At 68.8% G+C, this 21,592-nt stretch carries 23 protein-coding genes and 1 riboswitch; of the genes, 16 read left to right on the top strand and 7 right to left on the bottom strand.

Annotation, left to right across the window (positions count from 1 at the left end; genetic code table 11):
- The first annotated feature begins 24 nt into the window (after positions 1–24).
- Both R5O87_RS15865 and R5O87_RS15860 read left to right on the top strand, forming a co-directional pair.
- A complete protein-coding gene (locus tag R5O87_RS15865; RefSeq protein ID WP_410557860.1) occupies positions 25–762 on the top strand; it encodes a hypothetical protein in 738 nt (245 codons plus the stop codon).
- Positions 763–870: 108 nt separating this feature from the next.
- Positions 871–1,740 carry a DUF4031 domain-containing protein gene (locus tag R5O87_RS15860; protein ID WP_410557859.1) on the top strand — a complete coding sequence of 290 codons (870 nt, stop codon included), beginning with the start codon at positions 871–873 and terminating at the stop codon, positions 1,738–1,740.
- A 15-nt stretch (positions 1,741–1,755) separates the two neighbouring features.
- Here the strand turns inward: R5O87_RS15860 and R5O87_RS15855 are convergent, their stop codons facing one another.
- The 3 genes from R5O87_RS15855 to R5O87_RS15845 form a co-directional block, all read right to left on the bottom strand.
- The gene (locus tag R5O87_RS15855; RefSeq protein WP_410557858.1) at positions 1,756–2,157 is read right to left on the bottom strand and encodes a YccF domain-containing protein; all 402 of its coding nucleotides are present in this window, start codon (positions 2,155–2,157) and stop codon (positions 1,756–1,758) included.
- A gap of 74 nt (positions 2,158–2,231) precedes the next feature.
- Positions 2,232–3,407: an MFS transporter gene (locus R5O87_RS15850; RefSeq protein ID WP_410557899.1), complete on the bottom strand. Its 1,176-nt coding sequence runs from the start codon at positions 3,405–3,407 to the stop codon at positions 2,232–2,234.
- A 19-nt stretch (positions 3,408–3,426) separates the two neighbouring features.
- On the bottom strand, positions 3,427–4,023 hold the full coding sequence (locus tag R5O87_RS15845; protein WP_410557857.1) for a phosphoribosylanthranilate isomerase: 597 nt from the start codon (positions 4,021–4,023) through the stop codon (positions 3,427–3,429).
- A 105-nt stretch (positions 4,024–4,128) separates the two neighbouring features.
- Here R5O87_RS15845 and R5O87_RS15840 point away from each other — a divergent pair, with 105 nt between their 5' ends.
- From R5O87_RS15840 to R5O87_RS15820, 5 genes are all read left to right on the top strand, one after another.
- On the top strand, positions 4,129–4,755 hold the full coding sequence (locus tag R5O87_RS15840) for a HutD/Ves family protein (RefSeq protein WP_410557856.1): 627 nt from the start codon (positions 4,129–4,131) through the stop codon (positions 4,753–4,755).
- Positions 4,756–4,797: 42 nt separating this feature from the next.
- Positions 4,798–5,328 (top strand): ferritin, encoded by a 531-nt coding sequence (locus tag R5O87_RS15835; RefSeq protein WP_410557855.1) that lies wholly within the window; start codon positions 4,798–4,800, stop codon positions 5,326–5,328.
- 126 nt (positions 5,329–5,454) lie between these two features.
- Positions 5,455–5,523, top strand: a riboswitch (guanidine-III (ykkC-III) riboswitch).
- A 9-nt stretch (positions 5,524–5,532) separates the two neighbouring features.
- The gene (locus R5O87_RS15830; protein ID WP_410557854.1) at positions 5,533–5,856 is read left to right on the top strand and encodes a DMT family transporter; all 324 of its coding nucleotides are present in this window, start codon (positions 5,533–5,535) and stop codon (positions 5,854–5,856) included.
- Positions 5,856–6,227 carry a DMT family transporter gene (locus R5O87_RS15825; RefSeq protein ID WP_410557853.1) on the top strand — a complete coding sequence of 124 codons (372 nt, stop codon included), beginning with the start codon at positions 5,856–5,858 and terminating at the stop codon, positions 6,225–6,227. The genes R5O87_RS15830 and R5O87_RS15825 overlap by 1 nt, the downstream gene beginning before the upstream one ends.
- Before the next feature lie 43 nt (positions 6,228–6,270).
- Positions 6,271–6,921: an MBL fold metallo-hydrolase gene (locus R5O87_RS15820; protein WP_410557851.1), complete on the top strand. Its 651-nt coding sequence runs from the start codon at positions 6,271–6,273 to the stop codon at positions 6,919–6,921.
- A gap of 81 nt (positions 6,922–7,002) precedes the next feature.
- Here R5O87_RS15820 and R5O87_RS15815 read toward each other — a convergent pair whose 3' ends face one another.
- Positions 7,003–8,871 carry a DEAD/DEAH box helicase gene (locus R5O87_RS15815; RefSeq protein WP_410557850.1) on the bottom strand — a complete coding sequence of 623 codons (1,869 nt, stop codon included), beginning with the start codon at positions 8,869–8,871 and terminating at the stop codon, positions 7,003–7,005.
- Positions 8,872–9,522: 651 nt separating this feature from the next.
- Here R5O87_RS15815 and cycA point away from each other — a divergent pair.
- The 4 genes from cycA (at position 9,523) to R5O87_RS15795 (ending at position 12,388) form a co-directional block, all read left to right on the top strand.
- The gene (gene cycA / locus R5O87_RS15810) at positions 9,523–11,016 is read left to right on the top strand and encodes a D-serine/D-alanine/glycine transporter (protein WP_410557849.1); all 1,494 of its coding nucleotides are present in this window, start codon (positions 9,523–9,525) and stop codon (positions 11,014–11,016) included.
- Between the two features lie 112 nt (positions 11,017–11,128).
- Positions 11,129–11,869: an SAM-dependent methyltransferase gene (locus R5O87_RS15805; protein ID WP_410557848.1), complete on the top strand. Its 741-nt coding sequence runs from the start codon at positions 11,129–11,131 to the stop codon at positions 11,867–11,869.
- Positions 11,870–11,975: 106 nt separating this feature from the next.
- On the top strand, positions 11,976–12,248 hold the full coding sequence (locus R5O87_RS15800; RefSeq protein WP_410557847.1) for a hypothetical protein: 273 nt from the start codon (positions 11,976–11,978) through the stop codon (positions 12,246–12,248).
- A complete protein-coding gene (locus R5O87_RS15795; RefSeq protein WP_410557846.1) occupies positions 12,245–12,388 on the top strand; it encodes a hypothetical protein in 144 nt (47 codons plus the stop codon). Before R5O87_RS15800 ends, R5O87_RS15795 begins: the two co-directional genes overlap by 4 nt.
- A 94-nt stretch (positions 12,389–12,482) precedes the next feature.
- On the opposite strand, the gene R5O87_RS15790 is transcribed toward R5O87_RS15795, so the two are convergent.
- Together R5O87_RS15790 and R5O87_RS15785 are read right to left on the bottom strand one after the other, a co-directional pair.
- A complete protein-coding gene (locus tag R5O87_RS15790) occupies positions 12,483–13,874 on the bottom strand; it encodes an MFS transporter (protein WP_410557845.1) in 1,392 nt (463 codons plus the stop codon).
- Positions 13,875–13,876: 2 nt separating this feature from the next.
- Complete coding sequence (locus R5O87_RS15785) at positions 13,877–14,950, bottom strand: Lrp/AsnC family transcriptional regulator (RefSeq protein WP_410557844.1); 1,074 nt, start codon at positions 14,948–14,950, stop codon at positions 13,877–13,879.
- Between the two features lie 100 nt (positions 14,951–15,050).
- Here R5O87_RS15785 and R5O87_RS15780 point away from each other — a divergent pair, with 100 nt between their 5' ends.
- Positions 15,051–16,328: a M20 metallopeptidase family protein gene (locus R5O87_RS15780; RefSeq protein WP_410557843.1), complete on the top strand. Its 1,278-nt coding sequence runs from the start codon at positions 15,051–15,053 to the stop codon at positions 16,326–16,328.
- A gap of 24 nt (positions 16,329–16,352) precedes the next feature.
- The gene (locus R5O87_RS15775) at positions 16,353–17,642 is read left to right on the top strand and encodes an MFS transporter (protein WP_410557842.1); all 1,290 of its coding nucleotides are present in this window, start codon (positions 16,353–16,355) and stop codon (positions 17,640–17,642) included.
- Between the two features lie 70 nt (positions 17,643–17,712).
- Here the strand turns inward: R5O87_RS15775 and R5O87_RS15770 are convergent, their stop codons facing one another.
- Complete coding sequence (locus tag R5O87_RS15770; RefSeq protein ID WP_410557841.1) at positions 17,713–19,011, bottom strand: CynX/NimT family MFS transporter; 1,299 nt, start codon at positions 19,009–19,011, stop codon at positions 17,713–17,715.
- Positions 19,012–19,323: 312 nt separating this feature from the next.
- On the opposite strand from R5O87_RS15770, the gene R5O87_RS15765 reads away from it, so the two are divergent.
- The 3 genes from R5O87_RS15765 to R5O87_RS15755 all read left to right on the top strand — a co-directional run bounded on the left by R5O87_RS15765 (position 19,324) and on the right by R5O87_RS15755 (position 21,579).
- Positions 19,324–19,683: a hypothetical protein gene (locus R5O87_RS15765; RefSeq protein WP_462836315.1), complete on the top strand. Its 360-nt coding sequence runs from the start codon at positions 19,324–19,326 to the stop codon at positions 19,681–19,683.
- Between the two features lie 29 nt (positions 19,684–19,712).
- Complete coding sequence (gene trmB, locus R5O87_RS15760) at positions 19,713–20,645, top strand: tRNA (guanosine(46)-N7)-methyltransferase TrmB (protein ID WP_410557839.1); 933 nt, start codon at positions 19,713–19,715, stop codon at positions 20,643–20,645.
- Positions 20,646–20,772: 127 nt separating this feature from the next.
- Entirely contained in the window at positions 20,773–21,579 is an 807-nt protein-coding gene (locus tag R5O87_RS15755) for a DUF1206 domain-containing protein (protein ID WP_410557898.1), read from the top strand.
- Positions 21,580–21,592 lie beyond the last annotated feature (13 nt).

Below are 21,592 nucleotides of genomic sequence, written 5' to 3'. Positions count from 1 at the left end.
AAACCGAACAAGATAGGACAACCAATGAGCAAGCTGAAGAAACTGGGCACCCTGGGCACCGTCGGTGTCCTGATGACGGGCGGGCTGATGCTCGGCTCGTCCCCCGCCAACGCTGTGACCTGCAGCAACTCCACCGTAAAGCCAACAAACTCGCTGACCGGCACCACGGTGGCCGCCACGAGCTTCGAGACGGCGTCCTTCACCCCGTTCGTCACCTCCACGGCGACCACAGGGACCGCGACCATCAGCACCTCGCAGCACCGGACGGGCACCTGCTCGGCCAAGCTGCATGTGACCACCGACTCCGGCTCGGTGGCCAAGATGTCCGTCTCCCTGGGATCCACCGCTCCCAGGACGGCCAACGCCGACGGCTGGTTCAACATCACGACTGCCGGGGTCACGGGCAATGATGTCCCCTACCTGCGGTTCTTCTCGAACGGCACGCGGATCGCGGACATCTACCGCTACAACAGCAACGGCCAGCTGTGGCTGCGGGTCACGGCGCCCAACGGCACCTTCTCCTACACCAAGCTGAAGTCCTCCAGCATCCCGCTGAGCACCTGGCACCGCGCCCAGATGGAGGTCACTGCCAACCGCAGCGCTTCCACCATCAAGGTGTGGTTTGACGGAGCACTTGAGTTCTCCAGCAGCGCGGTGAACCTCGGCGTCTCAAGCCTGACGCATGTGCAGCTTGGAGCCGAGCACTCCCGCCAGATGGGCGACGAATACATCGACGACGTCGTCGTCAAGAAGACATCCTAGGCGCAGCGGGTTCCACGTTTACGGCACGGCAGGCGGTGGCCGGTAGTACGCCTGCCGTGCCGTCCTGCGCTTAACAGCCAGGCGCGGGCGCGGACTAGACTCTCCCCCATGGCCGTCTATCTCGATCCGCCGCTTTGGCCTGCCCACGAGACGCTCTTTTCGCACCTGATTTCGGATACCTCCCTGGCGGAGCTGCACGCCTTCGCCGCGGCCGCGGGCATCCCGGAGCGGGCCTTCGACGGCGACCACTACGACGTGCCGCAGCGCCGCTATGACGATCTGGTCGCCGCCGGCGCCATTCCGGTGGAGGCGCGGGTCCTGGTCCGGAAACTCATCGCCAGCGGGCTCCGGATCCCGGCTCGCAGCCGCACGAAGTCCCTCAAGACTCCCCTGCTCAACCGCTGGAACACGGTGATGCCCGGCCATGACGCCCTGTTCCTGGACCTGCTGGACCGCTGGAGCGAGAGCCACCGCAGGTACCACGGCTGCACCCACCTGCTCGCGGTGCTGGAGGCCCTGGATCTGCTGGCCGAGCCGGCGCGGCCGCCGCGGACCGTTGTGCTGGCGGCCTGGTTCCACGACGCCGTCTACCGGGGAGCCGCCGGCCAGGACGAGGAGGAATCCGCCCTGCTCGCCGAACTCCGGCTGGCCCAGGCCGGGCTCCCGCCGGCCGACGTCGAAGAGGTGGCGCGGCTGGTCCGGCTCACCTCGGATCACCAGCCGGAGGCAGGGGACGACGACGGCGCCCTCCTCTGCGACGCGGACCTGTCGGTTTTGGGCGGGGAACCGGAGCCCTACGCCCGGTACGTGGCCGCCGTCCGGGAAGATTATGCGCACATCGGCGACGCCGATTTCGCGGCCGGAAGGGCCGCCGTCGTCCGCCAACTGCTGGCGCTGGACCCGCTTTTCCACACCGAACGGGCCCGCGAGCTGTGGCTGGACGCCGCCCGGCGGAACCTGCAGGGCGAACTGGCCTGACCGGCGCTTGCGGGGTCAGCGGTAGGCGGTGATGAACGGCCGGTCCGTTGGCACGATCTGCTTGCCCAGCGGCATCAGCGAAACCGGGATCAGCTTCAGGTTGGCGATGGCCAGCGGGATACCGATGATGGTCATGGCCATGGCGACGGCCGTGACCACGTGCCCGATCGCGATCCAGATGCCGGCCACCAGCAGCCAGATGACGTTGCCGAGCAGCGAAAACACGCCGTTTCCGCCCGGCTTGTCCACCACCATCCGGCCGAATGGCCGCAGCGTGTACGACGCGATCCGGAAGGACGCGATGCCCCAGGGGATGGTCACGATGAGCAGGCAGCAGATGATGCCGGCGGCGAAGTAGCCGAGCGCCAGCCAGAAACCGCCGAAAACCAGCCAGATGATGTTCAGGAGTGTCTTCATTCGTCCATTCTGCCGGTCACGGGCCCCGAAGCGCCTCGGGATCTGCCCTGATTTAACCCTTAACCTTCAGCCTGCTAACTTTCGTCCCGGGAATCATCCGCCGCTGCGCTGAGGCGAGGGACCCCCGCGGCGGCGACCAGCAGCGCGAGCAGCCCCAGGCCCAGCGGGAACGAGGCAGCGGTGGCAACAGTCCCCACCAGGAGCGGACCGCCGGCGTCGCCGAGTTCGCGGCCCAGTTCGGCCGAGCCCATGGTCCGGCCCATCCGTTCCTTCGGCGTGCTGTCCGCCAGATGCGCAAATCCCAGCGGGGTGGCCGCGCCGACGCCGGCGCCAATCACCGCCGCGGCGATGAAGATGGTGACCGGCCCCGGCACGGCTGCCACGAGGGCCACCCCGGCGGCGGTGAGCAGCAGGCCGGTGCGCATCCCGCCGGCGTCGCCGATGCGGTGCATGTCGCGCATCGCGCCGATCCGCGGCTGGACCAGCAGCGAGGCGACGGCCAGCACGCTGACGGCTGCGGTGCCGGCCACGGGATCCAGGCCGTGCTGCACGGCGAGGGCCGGGAGGAAACCGATGGCTGCCCCCATGGCCCCCATCGAGGCCGCCAGCACCAGGGTGGGAACCAGGAACCTGCGCTCGGCAACCTGCCGGGCCAGGTCCAGCACGGTGTACCGCTGGCGCGGGAGCGGCGGCAGGTGCGGCACGGCGAAAAGGACCCACACGGCGGTGGCCGCGGCAAGTACGGACAACGCGCCGAACAGCAGCGCGAAGCCGCCGGCGGCAATCAGCCCGGCACCGAGCAGAGGGCCGATCACATAGCCGAGGCTCTTCCACGACCCGTACCTGCCGAAGAAGGTCCCGGCGTTCTTCCCCGCCGAGAGCCGGGCCACCATCGCCGAAGATGCCGGGGAGAACGCAGAGGCGGCGGCCCCCTGGCCCAGCCGGGCAAGGCCCAGGAGCAGCGGGTTGGCGGCCCACAGGCCGATCAGGGACAGCGCGGCGAAGCCGATGAGTCCGCCGACGATGACCGGCTTGGCGCCGATCCGGTCGCTCAGCGCGCCAAAGACGGGCTTGAGGAACACCTCGGAGATGTCGTAGACGGCCAGCAGGATGCCCAGGTTCAGCAGGGTCAGGCCGATGTTGCCGCTCTGGGCGCCCATGCCGGCGGCAATGCTGTGCGCGCCGAACGCGGTCACGAACCCGGCAGCGTAAAGAGGGGCCGCGGGCGTCCTGGCGCCGCGGACGGTCATTGACGGAGTCACAGGGCGGTCAGCCTTTGGCTGCCGTCACGAAGGCCCTGATCTTGGCCAGGTCCTTCACTCCCATGCTTTGCTCGACGCCGGAGGAGACGTCCACGCCCCAGGCTCCGGCATCGCTGGCGGCCTCGACCACGTTGGCGGCGTCAAGTCCGCCGGCCAGGAGCCATTGCCGTCCCGCCAGTCCTTTGCCGCGCACCGAACCGTAGTCCCAGGCTTCGCCGGAACCGGGAACAGCGGCGTCGATGAGCAGCAGGTCCTCGCCCCAGTCGGCAAACGCCTCCGGTCCGGCACCCATGGTGACGGCTCGGATGACCTTCATGCCGGCGTCGTGCGCCGTTTTTACGTCGTCGGGTGTGCGCTCACCGTGGAGCTGGATCCAGCCCAGCCCGGCGGCGCGGGCGATGGCCACGGCGTCGGCGGCGGGTTCGTCACGGAAAACACCGACGGCGGCCACCCCGTCAGGCACGGCCTGAACGAGCTGGGTGGCCAGATGCGGTGACACCACGCGCGGGCTGGCCGTCAGGACAAAGCCGACGGCGTCCGCCCCGGCTTCCACGGCCTCCCGGACAGATTCAGGCGTGCTCAGGCCGCAGACTTTGACGAACATTCACCGGCTCCTTGTTGTTGAAAGCGTCGCCCTCGACCGCAGCGATCCGTCGCCGACTTTACGCGGGGAGGGAGTGTACGGGCAACGCGCGGATAGGCTGGGCTGATGCAGATCATCCGCTTCGCCGACCTCAAACCCCAGCCCTGGCGCAACGGCGGCGGGGTCACCCGCGAGCTTGCCAGCCACAGCGGAGGCACTTCAGCTGACACCACTTCAGCGGACGACGGGGCGTTTGACTGGCGGGTCAGCCTCGCCGATGTCACCAGCGCCGGGGACTATTCCCCCTTTCCGGGGATGGAACGGGTACTGACCGTCGTCGAGGGCGAACTGCTGCTGCTGGCCGTGGACGGCACCGAGCACCCGCTGGAGAAATACCGGCCCTTCCGGTTTCCCGGCGGCGCCGCGTCCTCGTCGGCGCTGCCCACCGGGGATGTCCGCAACCTCAACGTCATCGCGCGGGAGGGCGCCTTCAAGGCGTACACCTCCATCATCGAGCTGTCCAAGAAACGGGCCCATCCCGTCTTCGAGGGCCAGCTGGGCGTCCTGCTGCAGGGACAGGCCACGGTCAGCCCGGGGAACGCCGGGCCGGACGCCGGGTCCGGCGCCGGGCCGGACAGCGCTCCCGTTCCGCTCGGCCGCTATGACGCAGTGGTCGGCTCGGACAGCCAAACCCCGGAAATCCTGGGCCGCGGGTTCCTGGCCGTGGTGTCCATCGATCCGGTAACCGGCTAGCGGCTCTGGTCGCAGGAGGTGCCGGAACCTAGACTCGGTGCCATGACCAAATCAAAATTCAGTGATCTCCTGCTGCTGCAGATAGGCAATGAATTCGCGGCCTCGCAGCAGTACATTGCCGTGGCGGTCTGGTTCGCCAACCAGGACCTCCCCCAATTGGCCAGGTACTTCTACCGGCAGTCCGTGGAGGAACGCAACCACGCCATGATGATGGTCCAGTACATGGTGGACCGCGGCGTTGCCGTTACCATCCCGGGGGTGCCCGCCGTCCGCAACGACTTCGCGTCGGTAACGGACCCGCTCTCACTCGCGCTCCAGCAGGAGAAGAAAGTCACCCGCAGCATTGAAAGCCTGTTCCGCGCGGCCCGGGCCGAAGATGACGCGCTGGGCGAGCAGTTCATGCTCTGGTTCCTCAAAGAGCAGGTGGAGGAGGTCGCCGCGATGACCACCCTGCTGAACATTGCCGAGCGTGCGGACAACACCTTCGACGTCGAGAATTTCGTTGCCCGTGAAACCATCGGCGACGGCGGCCGGGATGCCGCAGCACCGGAGGCAGCCGGCGGCAAGCTCTGACCGGAGCTCCACCCCGCGCAAGCTGACGGCGGCGCCCGCTTACCCAGGCACCGGCAGCCGGGCACCGCCGGCGGTGAGTTTTGCCACCAACGCTGGCCGCCGCCGTCGGGCGTTGCTAGGGTAAAAGCCAAGGTCCCTCTCCCCCGGACCTCCGGACGACGGTTCAGTACCCGGTGCGCGACAAGACTGGCCAAAGGATCTGTCATGTCGTGGTTCATCCTTATTTTTTCCGGAGCCCTCGAGGCGGTGTGGGCGGCAGCGCTGCACCGCGCATCCCAATCCACCGGCCGGCGCCGGGTCGCGGCCGGCGCGCTCTTCCTCGTCGCCGTCGTGGCCAGCACCGCAGGCCTCGGCATCGCGATGCAGTCCATTCCCACCGGCACCGCCTACGCGGTGTGGGTCGGAGTGGGCGTTGTGCTGACGTCCGCCTACGCGATCGTGGCCAAAGTCGAACGCCCGACGGCGGCGCGGCTGCTGCTGCTCACCGGCATCGCGGCGTGCGTGGTTGGCCTGAAGGCGGTGGCGTAATGCTCTCGAAGCCCGCCATGGCCTGGCTCATCCTGCTCGCCTCTGCCGTCCTGGAAGCTGTCTGGGCCACGGCACTGGGCCTGTCCGACGGCCTGACCCGTCCCGTTCCTGCCGTTGTCTTCGTCGTGACGGCCGCGCTCAGCATGCAGGGCCTGGGCATGGCGGTGAAGCACATCCCGCTCGGCACCGCCTACGCGGTCTGGGTGGGGATTGGCGCGGCTCTGACGGTCGGCTGGGCCATGGCCACCGGCGTCGAGCCCTTCAGCCTGCTCAAGGTGCTGTTCATCGCGGGCATTGTGGGATGCGCGGCCGGGCTCAAGATGCTGCCCTCGGGTCCTGCCCGGCGGCGCGGAGCTGACCGGGTTCCCTAGGCTGGCGTCTTTCCCAGGCTGGGCTCCTCCCTAGACTGGGCACATGGACACGCTCATTCACTCACTTCGGGACATCACCATCCGCCGGATCTCGGTCAGCGAGATGGACAACAACGTGTATCTGCTGACGGCCAAGGAGTCCGGGGCGCAGCTGCTGATTGACGCCGCCGACGACCTGCCGGCCATCCAGGGCCTGCTCGCGGACGCCGCAGCGGACACTGCCGGGGAGCCGAAGCTGGCGCTCATCGCCACCACGCACCAGCACTGGGACCACGTGCGCGCACTGCCCGGCCTCGTCGAGGCCACCGGGGCCAGGACGGCTGCCGGCACCGACGACGCCCCGGAACTGCCCGTGACGGTGGACGTCCTGCTGGACCACGGCGACGTCGGGAACTTCGACGGGTTCGACGTCACCGCCATCCACCTGCGCGGCCACACCCCCGGTTCCGTGGCGCTGGTCTACCAGGACCCGGAGGGCCCGGCACACATCTTCTCCGGCGACTCCCTGTTCCCGGGCGGCGTGGGCAACACCCAGAAGGATCCCGGGCGGTTCAACCAGCTGCTCACGGACGTCACCGAGCGGATCTTCGACGTCTACCCGGACAGCACCGTGGTGCACCCGGGCCACGGCAAACCCACCACCCTCGGCGCGGAGCGTCCGCACCTCGAGGAGTGGCGCGCCCGCGGCTGGTGAATCCCGGTTTTAAAGCACAATGCCGGCCGCTATGGGGAATTCCCTTAGCGGCCGGCATTGTGAATAGTCGGCTCCTACTGTTTAGCGGCTGCGGCGCTCGTTCGAGGCCGGGGCCGATGCGCGGCGCGGGGCCTTCCGGGCGGGACGGCCGTCACTGGAGCGGCCGTTGCCGCCCGAGGAGGAACCGCCTGCGTAGGATCCGCCGGACGTTCCGCCGGTGGTGGAGGACCAGACGGCCTTGGAGCCGCCGGTCTTGCTTCCGGCAGCGGCGCGCTGGCCGGTGGCCGGACGTCCGCTGCGCTGGCCTCCGCCGGCCGGGCGGCCGGTGCCGCCACGGGGGGCATCGCTGCGGGTGAAGCGGGAATCGCCCCGGCCCTCCGCTGCACGCCCGTCCGAACCGCGGCCGGCCGATGAACGGCCACCAGCGGCAGGAACGTCGTTGCGGTGCGTCGACGCCGTGCCACGGCTGCGTGCGTTGCGGCGGGCTGCAGCTGCCGCAGTGGCGCGGTCCTCGTTCTGTTCAATGATGCGCTCGGCAGCATCGCGGGCAGCGGCGCGGCCCTCGTAGGCTGCTGCACGGCGTTCGGCGCGCGGCAGGTCCGTGCGCGGAGCCTCGGCGGAAACCCGTCCGCGGCCGCCGCGTCCGCCCCGGCCACCGGCGGTGGGGGATGCCTGGCGGCGTGCACGCTTGCGTTCGGCGTTGGCGCCGGTGGACTTGCCGCCGCCTTGCTGCGGGGCCTTGGCCGCGAGGAGTGCGGCGCGGGTCCGGGGGTCAACCTTGTCGGCGATCTCGCCCACGAGCTCGGCCACGATCGGCGAGCTGGCGGTGACGCGTTCGAAGGTGACCTCGACGCCGGCAGCCTTCATGAGCTTCCTGACGTCTGTCTGCTGCTCGGGCAGGGTCAGCGTGACCACGGTGCCGTCGGAACCGGCACGGGCGGTGCGGCCGGAGCGGTGCAGGTAAGCCTTGTGCTCGGTGGGCGGGTCGACGTGGATGACCAGTTCGACGTCGTCGACGTGCACACCGCGGGCCGCGACGTCGGTGGCCACCAGGACCCGGACGTCACCGGAGGAGAACTCGGCAAGGTTGCGGTCACGGGCGTTCTGCGACAGGTTGCCGTGCAGGTCGACGGCGGGAATCCCGGCGTCGGTCAGCGTCTTGGCCAGCTTGCGGGCGTGGTGCTTGGTCCGCATGAACAGCACGCGGCGGCCGGCGCCGGAGGCCAGTTCAACGATCAGCTGCTTCTTGACGGTCTGGTCGTTGACCACCAGCACGTGGTGCTCCATGGTGGTCACCGCTGCCTGCGGGTCGTCCACGGAGTGGGTCAGCGGGTTGGACAGGTAGCGCTGGACGATCTTGTCCACGCCGTTGTCCAACGTGGCGGAGAACAGCAGGCGCTGGCCCTGGCTCGGGGTCATGTCCATGAGCTTCTTGACCACGGGCAGGAAGCCGAGATCGGCCATGTGGTCGGCCTCGTCCAGGACCGTCACCTCAACAGCCTCGAGGGTCAGGATGCGCTGGCGGATCAGGTCCTCCAGCCGGCCCGGGCAGGCGATGACAATGTCGACGCCGGCACGCAGGGCCTTCTCCTGGCGCGCCTGGGAGATGCCGCCGTAGATCACGGTGGTGTTCAGGCCCATGGCCTTGGCCAGCGGCTCGATGGTCGCGTTGATCTGGGTGGCCAGTTCACGGGTGGGTGCCAGGACCAGGCCCATGGGGCGTCCGGGCTTGCGGAAGTAGGCGGCCTCGCGCTCGGCGAGGCGGGCCACCAGGGGGATGGCGAAAGCGATGGTCTTGCCGGAGCCGGTGCGGCCACGGCCCAGGACGTCGCGGCCGGCGAGGGTGTCCGGCAGGGTCTTGACCTGGATGGGGAACGGGGACTCGATGCCCTGGGCGGTCAGGGTCTCGGTGAGTGCCTTGGGCGTGCCGAGGGCAGCAAAAGTAGTCATATGCGTTTATCAGGGTCTTTCAGGCGGTATCCAGCGGATATCGGCCCCCGACGCCGGTTGGCGCAGGGGGTCGCCGAAGAAAAGTCAGGTGGTCAACCGGGCTGCTGCCAGTGTTCAAACAGCGGCCGCCGGGACCAATAGCGTTCATCGACGCAGGATGTGCCTCTCACATGAAAAAAGCCCACCGTAGGCGGGCATCACTGCACATCAAGTGACACCAGTCTACCATCCGGGCGTTGCAGGCCCTATTTACCCCATTGCAGCTCCGCTTTGCCCCTTCACAACGCCACGCGATCATACGTGACGCAGCTCACAGACAACAATGGACGACATTTGAGGCTGGCATGCTGGACATATGTCGAAGACTATTGCGGCGTTACGCGTTCACCGCGAATTTCCCACTGGCGGACCTGACCCGCGGCGGGACTGCGGGAATGCGCTTTTCCGGCCGCGTCATCCTGCGAGGCATGCGGGCATGCCGCCCGCCTGCCGCATGGCGCCCCGGGCGGTCGGCGGGCATATTCAGCGCTTCGCCGCTCTTAGTCTTAACACCATCCCATTTGTTAGTTCCGTCACATCTCCGGCGGACCGACGCGGCCGGCACGGCAACCTCGCGCACGTGCCGGCACCTGTGACAAGGAAGAAGACTTGATGTCTGAACGCACCACCAGCATTTCCGTTCAACCCTCCACAGAACGTGCTGAACCCGGCCAGAGCAGGGAACCGCACCTCGCCCGCGGACTTGGCAACCGGCACATCCAACTCCTGGCCATCGGCGGCGCCATCGGCACCGGCCTGTTCATGGGCTCCGGCAAGACCATCTCCCTGGCCGGCCCGTCCGTCATCTTCGTGTACATGATCATCGGCTTCATGCTGTTCTTCGTCATGCGCGCCATGGGCGAAATCCTGCTCTCCAACCTGAACTACAAGTCCTTCAGCGACTTCGCCGGGGACATCCTCGGGCCCTGGGCAGGTTTCTTCACCGGCTGGTCCTACTGGTTCTTCTGGGTGGTGACCGGCGTGGCCGACATCGTGGCCATCGCCGGCTACGTGGACAAACTGGCCCCGGGGACGCCGCTGTGGATCCCGGCACTGATCACGCCCGTGGTCCTCATCCTGCTGAACCTTCCCACGGTCAAGGCCTTCGGTGAGGCGGAATTCTGGTTCGCCATCATCAAGGTGGTCGCCATCATCGCCCTGATCGTCACCGGCGTGGTCATGATCGCCACCAACTTCACCTCGCCGAGCGGCGCGGTGGCCAACCTGGCGAACATGTGGAACGACGGCGGCATGTTCCCGCACGGCCTGTTCGGCTTCATCCTCGGCTTCCAGATCGCCATCTTCGCGTTCGCCGGCATTGAGCTCGTGGGCACGGCGGCCGCCGAAACCAAGGACCCGGAAAAGAATCTCCCCCGGGCCATCAACTCGATCCCGGTCCGTGTCCTGCTCTTCTACGTGGGTGCCCTGGTGGTCATCATGGCCGTCAACCCCTGGCGCAGCATCGACCCCGCCAGCAGCCCGTTCATCGGCATGTTCACCCTCGCCGGCCTGGGCATCGCCGCCGTGGTGATCAACCTCGTGGTCCTCACCTCCGCTGCCTCCAGCGCCAACTCCGGCATCTACTCCACGTCGCGCATGGTCTACGGCCTGGCACAGGACGGCAACGCGCCGAAGGCCTTCGGCAAGCTCAGCGTCCGCAAGGTTCCGCAAAACGCGCTGCTGTTCTCCTGCATCTTCCTGCTGGCCGGCCTGGTCCTGCTGTACGCGGGCGATTCCGTGATCGGCGCCTTCACCATCGTCACCTCCGTGGCATCGGTGCTGACCATGTTCGTCTGGTCGATGATCCTCGTCAGCTACATCATGTTCCGCCGCCGCCGGCCGGAACTCCACGAGGCGTCCGCCTTCAAGATGCCGGGTTCAGCCTTCATGCCCTACGTGGTCCTGGCGTTCTTCGTGTTCATGCTCGTGGCGCTGGCCCAGGCCGAGGACACCCGCCTCGCGCTGGTGGTTGCCCCGGTATGGTTCCTGCTGCTGGGCGCCGCCTGGTACTTCAACCGCCAGACGCCGCTGCAGCAGGCCCGGATCGAGGAATGGAAGGCCGAGAACACCGGCATCCCCGCTGCGGCCGCCTCCGGCAAGGCCTAGATCCCGCCGCCTGGATCCCCTGCACTAAGACCGCGCTGCGGCCACTCCGGTGGCCGCGGCGCGGTTTTTCTTTGCCCTGGTTGCACCCTGCTTTCTGTGGCAGGGTATCCCCATGGACCACGAGGGGCACGACGGCGCCGCGCGCCATTGGGACGACATGTACCGGAGCAGGGCGCGCGTGTGGAGCGGCCGCCCCAACCCGCAGCTGGTGGCTGAAGCGGCCGGACTGGAGCCGGGCACTGCCCTGGACCTCGGCTGCGGCGAGGGTGCGGACGCCCTGTGGCTCGCCGAGCAGGGCTGGACGGTGACCGCGGTGGATGTCTCCGCCGTCGCACTCGAACGGGCCGGGCAGCACGCCGCGGGTTCGGCGGCCGGGAACCGCATCACGTGGCTCCAGCGCGACCTTGATGCGTGGGCGCCGGAGGAGCAGTTCGATCTCGTGTCCGCCCAGTTCCTGCACTCCACCGAGGCGCCGTGGCAGCGGCCGCACCGGGTGGCTGCGGAGGCGGTTCGCCCCGGCGGGACGCTGCTGATTGTCGGCCACCACCCCGACGGCCTGCCGCCCTGGCGGAGCCAGTCTGACGAGCGGAGCCAGTCTGCGGAAAGCCTGGCCGACCCGGACGCTGGCCACGCCGATGAGCACAGCCACTCGCACGGCGGCGACGGCCACGCGACGTCGGAGATGTTTTTCACGGCGGAGCAGGCCGCGGCCGAGCTCGGCATCGCACCGCCCGCCTGGCGCGTGGAGGTTGCGGCCAGCCGGGAGCGGGAAGCCACGGGCCCGGACGGCCAGTCGGCCACGCTCGCCGACGCCGTCCTCAGGGCCACCCGCCTGCAGCCCCCGCCCGCCTAGATTGGAGTTTTTGTCCAGATATCGCGACCTCAGGGCCCCATAACCCGCGACAGCTGGACAAAAACTCAAGCCCGGCGCACGTACAGCCATCGAGAGGAGCGCCCGGATGGCCAGGTTGGTCGCCGAGATGACGATGTCCCTGGACGGCTTCATCGCCCTCCCGGACGACTCCGTCGATGGCCTCTTTGACTGGTACAACAACGGCGAGGTGGAGGTCGCCACGGCCAGGCCGGACATGACCTGGCACGTGACAGAAGCCAGCGCCATGCACCTGCGAGGGCCGCCACCGCGCTGGCCGGGGACAAGGACGTCGGGCTGGCGGGGCCGGACATCATCCGGCAGGCCATCGACGCCGGACTCGTTGAGGAGATCCGGGTGAACCTGGCCCCGTGGATCCTCGGCCACGGCATCCGGTTCTTCGACAACCTCGCTGCCGCCCCGGTAAAGCTCGAACAGACGGCGGTGATCCAGGGCGACGCCGTGACCCACCTGTACTACAAGGTCCTCCCCCGCATCTGACCCGTTTTCATCGGAGTTTTTGTCCACAATCGCCACTTCGAGGGGGTCTAACTCGCGATACGTGGACAAAAACTCCAAGCGGGTGGGCGGGAGGTTAATGGGCGACGCGGGGCGCTATGGCCACCGCGGCTGCGGCGATCACCGCGGTCAGCACGAAGACGCCGGCGAAGGAAGCCGCCGTCGTCGTAAACGCCGTGAACACGATTCCCGTGGCGGCGAGCGCGAGAGCGCCGCCGAGCGAGTCGGAAATGGACATCGCCGAGCTGTTGAAGCCCTCCGTGTCCGGCGTGGACAGTGCCAGCGTCATCACGCTCAGGCGCGGATATGCAAGGCCCATCCCGCCGCCGGCAAGGACCCAGCCGGCAATCGCGACGGCGGGAGGCCAGCCAAGCGCTGTGGTCGCCAGCGCCAGGGCAATCGCCAGTAGCACCATCACCGAGCCGATCCGCACGGCGACAGGGCTGCCGAGCCTGCCGCCCAGACGGCTCTGCACCCCCGACGCCGCCGCCCACGCGAGGGCACCGCCGGTCAGCGTCAGGCCGGCGAAGGTGGGCGAGAACGCGTAGCGTTCCACGAGCAGGTACGGCAGGTAGACCTCGGCTCCGAAGAATCCGGCCGCAACCAGTCCGCGGATCAGGATCACGCTGGGCAGGCCCCGCCGCGCCGTAAGGGTGCCGCGCGGCACCAGTGGCCTGACGGCCAGCAGTGCGATGACGACGGCGGCCCCCGCCAGCAGCGGCCCGGCCGCCGGAAGTCCGGAGGACAGGTTCAGGCCGAGCACCGCCAGCGCGGCCAGGGCCGCCCAGGCCAGCCGTCCCGGCGCCCAGGGCACCGGGGCAGCCGGCGGGCCTGAAGCGTCAACGGACCCGTTCCCGTTCGCGTTGCCCGACCGGACGCCGCGCAGCGCGGGAAGCAGCATCGCCAGGGCCGGGATCACCAGCACCACGACGCCCAGGAACACCCAGTGCCAGCTCGCCAGCTGGGCCACCAGCCCGGCGGCGAACGGCCCCACGAGCGAGGGGATGACCCACGCGGCGGAGAAGGCGGCGAAGATCCTGGGGTGCAGGACGGCCGGATAGACCCGCGCCACCACCACGTACAGGGCCACCGTCATGGCGCCACCGCCCAGCCCCTGCACCAGCCTGCCCGCCACCACCGCCCACATGGTGCCAGCTGTACCCGCCACCAGCAGGCCCAGCGCGAAAACAGCCACCGAGGCGAGCAGCGGGCCGACGGGGCCGCGCCGGTCGGACCAGTTCCCCGCGCCCACCATGCCGATCACGCCGGTGGCCAGCGGGCCGGCGAAGGCGAGCGCGTACAGCCCGGCCCCGCCGAGCTCCCGGCTCACCACGGGCATGACGGTCGTGACGGCGAGGGACTCGAACGCGGCAAGGAACACCAGGGCACAGGCGCCCACGGTCACCAGCAGGTAGTGCCGGTGCAGGATCCCGGCACCGGCAGGGGCGGATACGGCAGATTCGCGCACGGTCAGCCCACCAGCTCCGGGGCGCCGGTGGTCACGGCAACAACGTCGCCGCTGGCCGTCGAGTCGGGATTGAGCATCCAGCCCACCCGCTTGACCGTCCGCAGCATCACCACACTCTCCACCAGTTCAATGCCGGGGATGCGCTGCTGAAGGGCCAGCTCAGCGGTCATGACGTCGGCAAGCGACTGCAGCCACATGATGATGACGAAGTTGGTGCGGCCGGTGGTGGAGGCGCTCAGCCGCACATTGCGGACGCTGCGGAGCTCCTCAGCCGCCGCTTCATGCTGGCCGGGCGGGACGTTCGCGAACCAGTGGCAGGTCACCGGAAAGCCCGAATACCGCTGCGCAATCTCGCAGCGGAAGGACAGGACCCCGCTGGCGAGCACCCTGTTCAGCTGGCGCTGCACGGTGGCCGGATGCCGGTCCAGCGCCCTGGCGATTTCCGCCGCCGTCGCCCTTCCGTCCTTCGACAGGAACGGCAGGATCGCCAGGTGGCTGGCGGGCAGCGGCTCCCCCACCGCCGCCGAGGGTGCTGACGCTGCGGCCTCGGGGCCGGCGAGCGCCCGGAGCGCCTGGAGCTGGCTGCGGTTGAGGACGTTGATGCGCCAGGCGTAGGCGCCTGTGTGCAGCCGGGTGGCCAGCGAGGTCTGGTATTTGACCAGCCCCTCGATGGCATGCAGCTTCGAGGCCACGGCGGTGAAGTGCTGCAGGGAGCCGGTGATAACCGTCAGCATCAGGTCCCGGTTGCTCGCCGCCTCCTCCACGGTGACGATCTCCGGCACCGCAGCCAGTGCCCGGGTTACTTCCGCACGGCGGTGCAGCTCGCACTCGACGTCGACGAAGGCGAGGCACATCTTCTGCGGATCCCCCATCGGATGCGCCGTCACCCAGGCGGCACCCGCAGCGGTGAGGCGCTCCCACCGCGCGGCCAGGGTGGTGGCATGCACGCCCAGCACCTCCGCGGCGTCGGCCCAGCTCAGCCGCGGTGCGATCTGCAGGGCGTTGATCAGTGCGAGGTCCTCCTCCGTGACGTCCAGCGGCCTTCCCTCCCGCGCGCTCCTGCACGAATCCTGCATATCGGGGCGAGCTTTTGCATTTTTCCAGCACTTCGGCCGGATGTGAAACAGACCACTCCAGAATAGACCCACAGCACCGGACCACCAATGAGGAGAACACGTGCCGATTGCCGCAGACGCCCGCCAGATGCAGGAAGACCTTGCCCGGTTCCGCCACGACCTGCACCGGGAACCCGAAATCGGACTGCAGCTGCCGCGGACCCAGGAAAAGGTACTAAAGGCCCTGGACGGCCTGCCGTATGAAATCACGCTGGGCAAGGACACGACGTCCGTCACCGCGGTCCTGCGCGGCGGAGCGTCCGACGGCGGTGCTTCCGCCGGCGCTTCCGGCGCGGCACCGGCCGGGCTGCCGCCTGCCGTGCTCCTCAGGGCGGACATGGACGGACTGCCCGTGCAGGAGAAGACCGGCGTCGGCTACACCTCCACCATCGACGGCGCGATGCACGCCTGCGGCCACGACCTCCACACCTCCATGCTCACCGGTGCGGCCACCCTCCTGGCCGAGCGGCGGCACCGGCTGGCGGGCGACGTCGTGCTGATGTTCCAGCCCGGCGAGGAGGGCTTCGACGGCGCCAGCTACATGATCCGCGAAGGCGTCCTGGATGCACCCGGCCGGCGGGTCGACGCGGCCTACGGCATGCACGTGTTCTCCTCCCTCGAGCCGCACGGAACGTTCTGCACCAAGCCCGGCGTGATGCTCAGCGCCTCCGACGGCCTGGTGGTCACCGTGCTCGGCGCCGGCGGCCACGGCTCCGCCCCGCATTCGGCCAAGGACCCGGTGACGGCCGCGGCCGAGATGGTCACGGCCCTGCAGGTGATGGTCACGCGCCAGTTCAACATGTTCGATCCCGTGGTCCTCTCCGTCGGGGTGCTCCACGCGGGCACCAAGCGCAACGTCATCCCGGAAACGGCCCGCATCGAGGCCACCATCCGCACGTTCTCCGAGGAGAACCGGCAGCGGATGATGGACGCCGTCCCGCGGCTGCTCAAGGGCATCGCTGCCGCGCATGGCCTCGACGTCGACGTGGACTACCAGCAGGAATACCCCCTGACCATCACGGACCAGGACGAGACACACACCGCGGAAAGGGTGATCACCGAACTGTTCGGCGACTCGAGGCTCTCGCGGTGGGCCACGCCGCTCAGCGGCTCCGAGGACTTCTCCCGGGTCCTGGCCGAAGTGCCCGGCACCTTTGTGGGCCTGAGCGCCGTCCCCCAGGGCGCGGACCACGCCGCCTCCCCGTTCAACCACTCGCCGTACGCAACGTTCGACGACGGTGTGCTGGCTGACGGTGCCGCGCTCTACGCGGAACTCGCCATTTCCCGCCTCGAGGCGCTGGCCGGCGCCGGGGTCCCCGCTTCCGTTCCGGCCCTCTAGCCCGCCCATTCCAGGGAGACAACCATGACTGCCATCATCAACGCCCAGCGCGAGGGCCGGACCTCGACCCGCAAGACCATCATCGGCACCGGCATCGGCAACGCCGTCGAATGGTACGACTGGGCCATCTACGCCACCTTCACGCCCTTCATCGCCAGCCAGCTGTTCAGCAAGTCCGACCCCGCCTCAGCCGTGCTGTCCACGCTGGCGATCTTCGCCGTCGGCTTCGTTGCCCGCCCCTTCGGCGGCTTCCTGTTCGGCTGGATCGGCGACCGGGTGGGCCGCAAGGCGTCCATGACCCTCGCCGTCGGCCTGGCGTCGCTGGGCAGCCTCATGATCGGCATCGCCCCCACGTTCGCCAGCGTCGGGGCCTTCGCATCGCTGATGCTGCTGGTGGCCCGGCTGGTACAGGGCCTGGCGCACGGCGGCGAGCTGCCGTCGTCGCAAACGTATCTGTCCGAGATGGCACCCCGGGAACACCGCGGCTTCTGGGCCACCCTGATCTACACCTCCGGCACGGTCGGCATCCTCTTTGGCACGCTGCTGGGCGCGGTGCTGAACATGGCGCTGACCACCGAGGTCATGAATGCCTGGGGCTGGCGCATCCCGTTCCTGATCGGTGCCGCGATGGGCCTGTACGCACTGATCATGCGCTCCCGGCTGCACGAGACGGACGTGTTCGAAGGCGAGACCGCCACCCAGAAGCGCGCCCCGATCTGGCCGCAGATTGTCCGGTACCGCAAGCAGGCCGTGCAGGTGATCGGCCTGACCGTGGGCCTCACCGTCATCTACTACATCTGGGGCGTGGTGGCGCCCAGCTACGCGACCACCGCCTTGAAGATCGACCGCGGCGAGGCCCTCTGGGCCGGCGTCATCGGCAACATCGTCTTCATTGCCGCGCTTCCGGTCTGGGGCAAGCTGTCCGACCGGATCGGCCGCAAGAAGGTGCTGTGGGCCGGCGCGATCGGCTCAGCCGTCATGCATTTCCCGATGACCTGGCTGCTGAAGGACTCCGCCTGGCAGCTGGCCGTGAGCATGTCCGTCATGCTCATCTTCATCGCCGCGAGCGCCGCCATCGTTCCGGCCGTGTACGCCGAGCTGTTCCCCACGAGCATCCGCACCGTGGGCGTGGGCGTGCCGTACTCCATCTGTGTGGCAGCCTTCGGCGGAACCGCGCCCTACCTGCAGCAGTGGCTGGGCACCACCATCCAGATGCCCAACCTGTTCAACGTCTACGCGGTGGTGCTGCTGGCCATCAGCGTGGCGTTCATCTTCACCATCCCCGAGACCAGGGGCAAAGACCTGGCGCACTGACCCAACTAGGTAGCAGCAGAGGGCGTTCCCCGCCGTGGGAACGCCCTCTGCTGCTACCTACATGGGCCGCCTAGCCCCCGATGAACCTGTCCCGGCCGGCCCGGTAGCCGAACACCGCGGCCAGCAATCCCACCGCCAGGAACAGGATCCCTGCCGCCGCAAACGAACCGGTGCCCTGGTGCAGCTGACCCACCAGCAGCGTGCCGGTGGAGCCGAGCCCGTAGCCCACCCCCTGCATCATGCCGGAGAGGTGGGCTGCGGTGTGCCCGTCGCGGGTGCGGAGCATGATCATGGTCAGGGCGACGGCGGTAAGGCTTCCCTGGCCCAGCCCCAGCATTCCGGTCCAAACCCACACCAGATCCAGCGGGCCGAAGATGCTCAGCGCAAAGCCGCCTCCGGTCATAAGCGCCACCACCGTGTTGATCACCCGCTGGTCGCGGAACCGGGCGGCGAGTGCCGGTGCGAAGAGCGAGCCCAGCATCTGCAGCACGATGGACACCGACACAATCAGCCCGGCCGTGCCGCCGCCCACCCCGCGTTCGCGCAGGATCGGCGCGAGCCAGGCGAAGACGCTGAAGGACATCATCGCCTGCAGCACCATGAAAATCGTGACCTGCCACGCCACCGCCGAGCGCCACACATTCACGCCCTCCCGCACCGAGGTGTGCTGCCCGTGCCGCTGCCGTGCCGCCACCGGCAGGAAAAGCAAAAGTACGACGGCGGCCGGTGCCGCCCAGAACCACAGCGCCGAAGTCCACTGCCCGGTAGCGCTGAAAACGGGGTAGGTGAAGCCCGCACCCAGCGCGGCGGATGCGCAGATGGCCGTCGTATACAGGCCGCCCATCAGGCCGAGCCGGTGCGGGAAGTCCCGCTTCACCAGCCCGGGCAACAGCACGTTGCACAGCGCAATGGCGGCCCCGCATGCGGCGGTCCCGGCGAACAGAGCCGGCAGGTGCCCGGCGCCCGGAACCTCGGCAGGCCGCAGGAGCAGGCCGGCCGTCAGGACGGCCATCGCCCCGAGCAGTACCCGTTCCGCGCCGAACCGCCGGGCCAGGACAGGGGCCAGCGGCGCAAACACGCCGAGCAGCGTGACCGGCACCGTGGTCAGCACCACCACCGCCCAGCCGGGCAGGCCGGCGTCGGAGGTCACCTCGGGAAGAACCGCCGAAAAACTGGAGAACACGGTCCTCAGGTTGAGCCCGATCAGCACCAGGCACAGGCCGAGGTAGGCCAGCGCACGGCGGCCGGTTACCTGCGTGGGCTCGGCGGCGGGAACCTCGTCTGCCTCTGCGTCCACCAGGGTGTCTGCATTAACGGCGGGACGTGGCTGCCTGCCGCCGTGTTTGCGCGAATTCTGGGCATCGATCACCCGCCCATTCTTGCAGTCGCGCTGGGCGGATCCGGGCCATCAAGCCCGGGCACCGGACTGCGGCTCCCGACGCGGGGAGGGTTATCCACATACGGTCGCTGCACGGTATCCCGGGTCACCGCGGCGCCCATAGTCTGGCCGCACGTGCGCATCCAATCCGTCAGCAGTCCGCGTCCAGGAGGACCCATGAGCATTCCGCAGGCACCCGAGTCCGGCGATCGGCCGCCGCACGGCCGGATAAATCTGAGTCCTGGAGATCGGGGCCCCGGTCCTGGGGGCTGGGGTCCCGGTCCTGGGGGCTGGGGTCCCGGCATGCAGGGATTTGGCTACCCAGGCCGGGACGGGTATGGCATGGCGGTGGCCAGCCTGGTGTGCGGCGCCCTGGTTCTGCCCGGCGCGTTCGTCACCCTGTATCCCGCGATGTTGGCCATGCTGTTCACGCGGCCGGACCGCGGAAGCAATGGCAAAGAGTGGGTGGCAAACGTCGTCTTCTACAGTTTGCCTGCCCTGTTCGCAGTGTTGGCCCTGGTCCTGGGGCGCGTTGCACTGAAGCGGTCGCTTCGGGGCTCCAGTGTGCGGCGCATCAGCGTTGCCGGACTCATCGTGGCCGGCGTTGCGGCCGTCATATTGCTCGTGCCGTTGTTTGTGGGCGAGTTTGATGCCTTCTCGTGACGCTCACCGGCTCCACTATTCTGGAAGGGATGAGCGAATCTCCCGAATCCCCCCAACCGCCGGTAAATCCGGACCAGCCCCGGCCGGTCACACCGGGAAGCCAGGCGTCCTATGGAACCTACGGCGGACGGCCGGTCAGCTTTGTCCGCCGCGGAACCCGGCTGCAGGGGCGCCGCCAGGCGGCCTGGGAGGAGCACTCCGGCCGCTGGGCCATCGACGTTCCCCGCCATGTGGCCAACACATCGGTCCACCCCGACTATTCGTTCGACGCCGAAGCCGAGTTCGGGCGCCGGGCGCCGCTGATCGTCGAGATCGGCTCGGGTCTGGGCGACGCCGTCTGCCACGCCGCAGAGGAAAACCCGGACAAGGACTTCCTCGCCGTGGAGGTCTACACTCCCGGACTGGCCAACACCATGATCAAGATCAACAGCCGCGGCCTCACCAACGTCCGTGTCGTGGAGGCGAACGCCCCCGAGGTTCTGGCCACCATGCTGCCGCCCGGCTCGGTCAGCGAACTCTGGGTCTTTTTCCCGGACCCCTGGCACAAGTCCCGGCACCACAAGCGCCGCCTGATCCAACCCGAATTTGCCGAGCTCGCCGCGAAGGCGCTGAAGCCGGGCGGCCTCTGGCGCATCGCCACGGACTGGTCCAACTACGCCGTGCACGTCCGCGACGTCCTCGCCGGATCCGAAGCGTTCGAGAACCTGCACAACGGTGAGCGCAGTGGCCCCGAGAGTCCCCTCACCCACGTGTGGCAGACCGGCGTCGAATCGCTGGTGGGCGGCGCGCCGGTCAAGGAGGGACGGGCGCCGGTGAGCACGGAACACACGGGACCCAACGAGGGCATCGACGAAAGGGGCGGCTGGGCTCCCCGCTTCGAGGGCCGCATCCGCACCAGCTTCGAAAACAAGGCGCACGAAGCCGGCCGGATGATTTTCGACCTCTGCTACCGCCGGATCTAGCCGCGCCCGGCTGCCCGGTCCATCCCCGTCCGGGGCTCTGTTCCCCGGCGCCCCGCCGTGGCACGATAAGCCTGTGGCGGAGTGCCACAGCAGCCGCCGGCGCAGAGGAGCGATCATCAAACGGGAACTGAGAAGCGCAGCCGGCAAGGCCGAGGACGTCACGAACTCCAAGCCCCTCGAAATGCTGGCACGCGGTGGATTTGCGGCTAGCGGTGTGCTCCACATCCTGGTCGGCTTCATTGCCTTCGGCCTCGCCCTGGGCCGTGGCGGCCGCGCGGATGTGAGCGGCGCCGTCGCCGAACTGGCCAGCCAGCCCGCCGGTCCGGCGCTCCTGTGGGTCAGCTTCGCGGGATGCATTGCCCTGGCCCTGTGGCAGGCCGGCGACGCGATTTTCGACTTCGAGCGGTTGCCCACCAAGCACAAGGCCGGCAAGAAGCTGCAGGCCGCGGCGCAGGCGGTGGTCTACGCCGGCCTGGCATTCACGCTCGCAGCCTTCGCGCGCGGCGCCGGCAAGGACAACCGGGAATCAACCAGCGACTTCACCGTCAATCTGATGAAGGCACCGGGTGGCATCCTGCTGTTGGTGCTGATCGGAGCGGGCGTGGCCGTCGTTGGCATCATTTACGCGGTCCGCGGGTTCAGGAAGTCCTTTGAGAAGCACATCAATCCGCCGTCTTCCCCGGGCGGGCGCAAAGCCATCATCGCCCTTGGGATGGTGGGCTATGTGGCCAAGGGCGTTGCCCTGTTTGTGACGGGCCTGCTGGTGGTCATCGCCACCGTCACCGTCCACCCCGAGCAGTCGACGGGACTCGACGGCGGCCTCCGCGCCCTGCGGGAGCAGCCCTACGGCGTGTACGTGCTGGCCGCGGTGGGCGCCGGGCTCATTTGCTACGGGGTCTTCACGGTGGTGCGGGCGCGGCTCGCCAGAATGTGACTCCGCCGGGACG

Source organism: Arthrobacter globiformis (genome assembly GCF_046536215.2).
GTDB classification, from domain to species: Bacteria; Actinomycetota; Actinomycetes; order Actinomycetales; family Micrococcaceae; genus Arthrobacter; species Arthrobacter globiformis_E.
The sequence above is the reverse complement of the archived record's forward strand: the minus strand, read 5'-3'. Positions and strand labels throughout refer to the sequence as shown.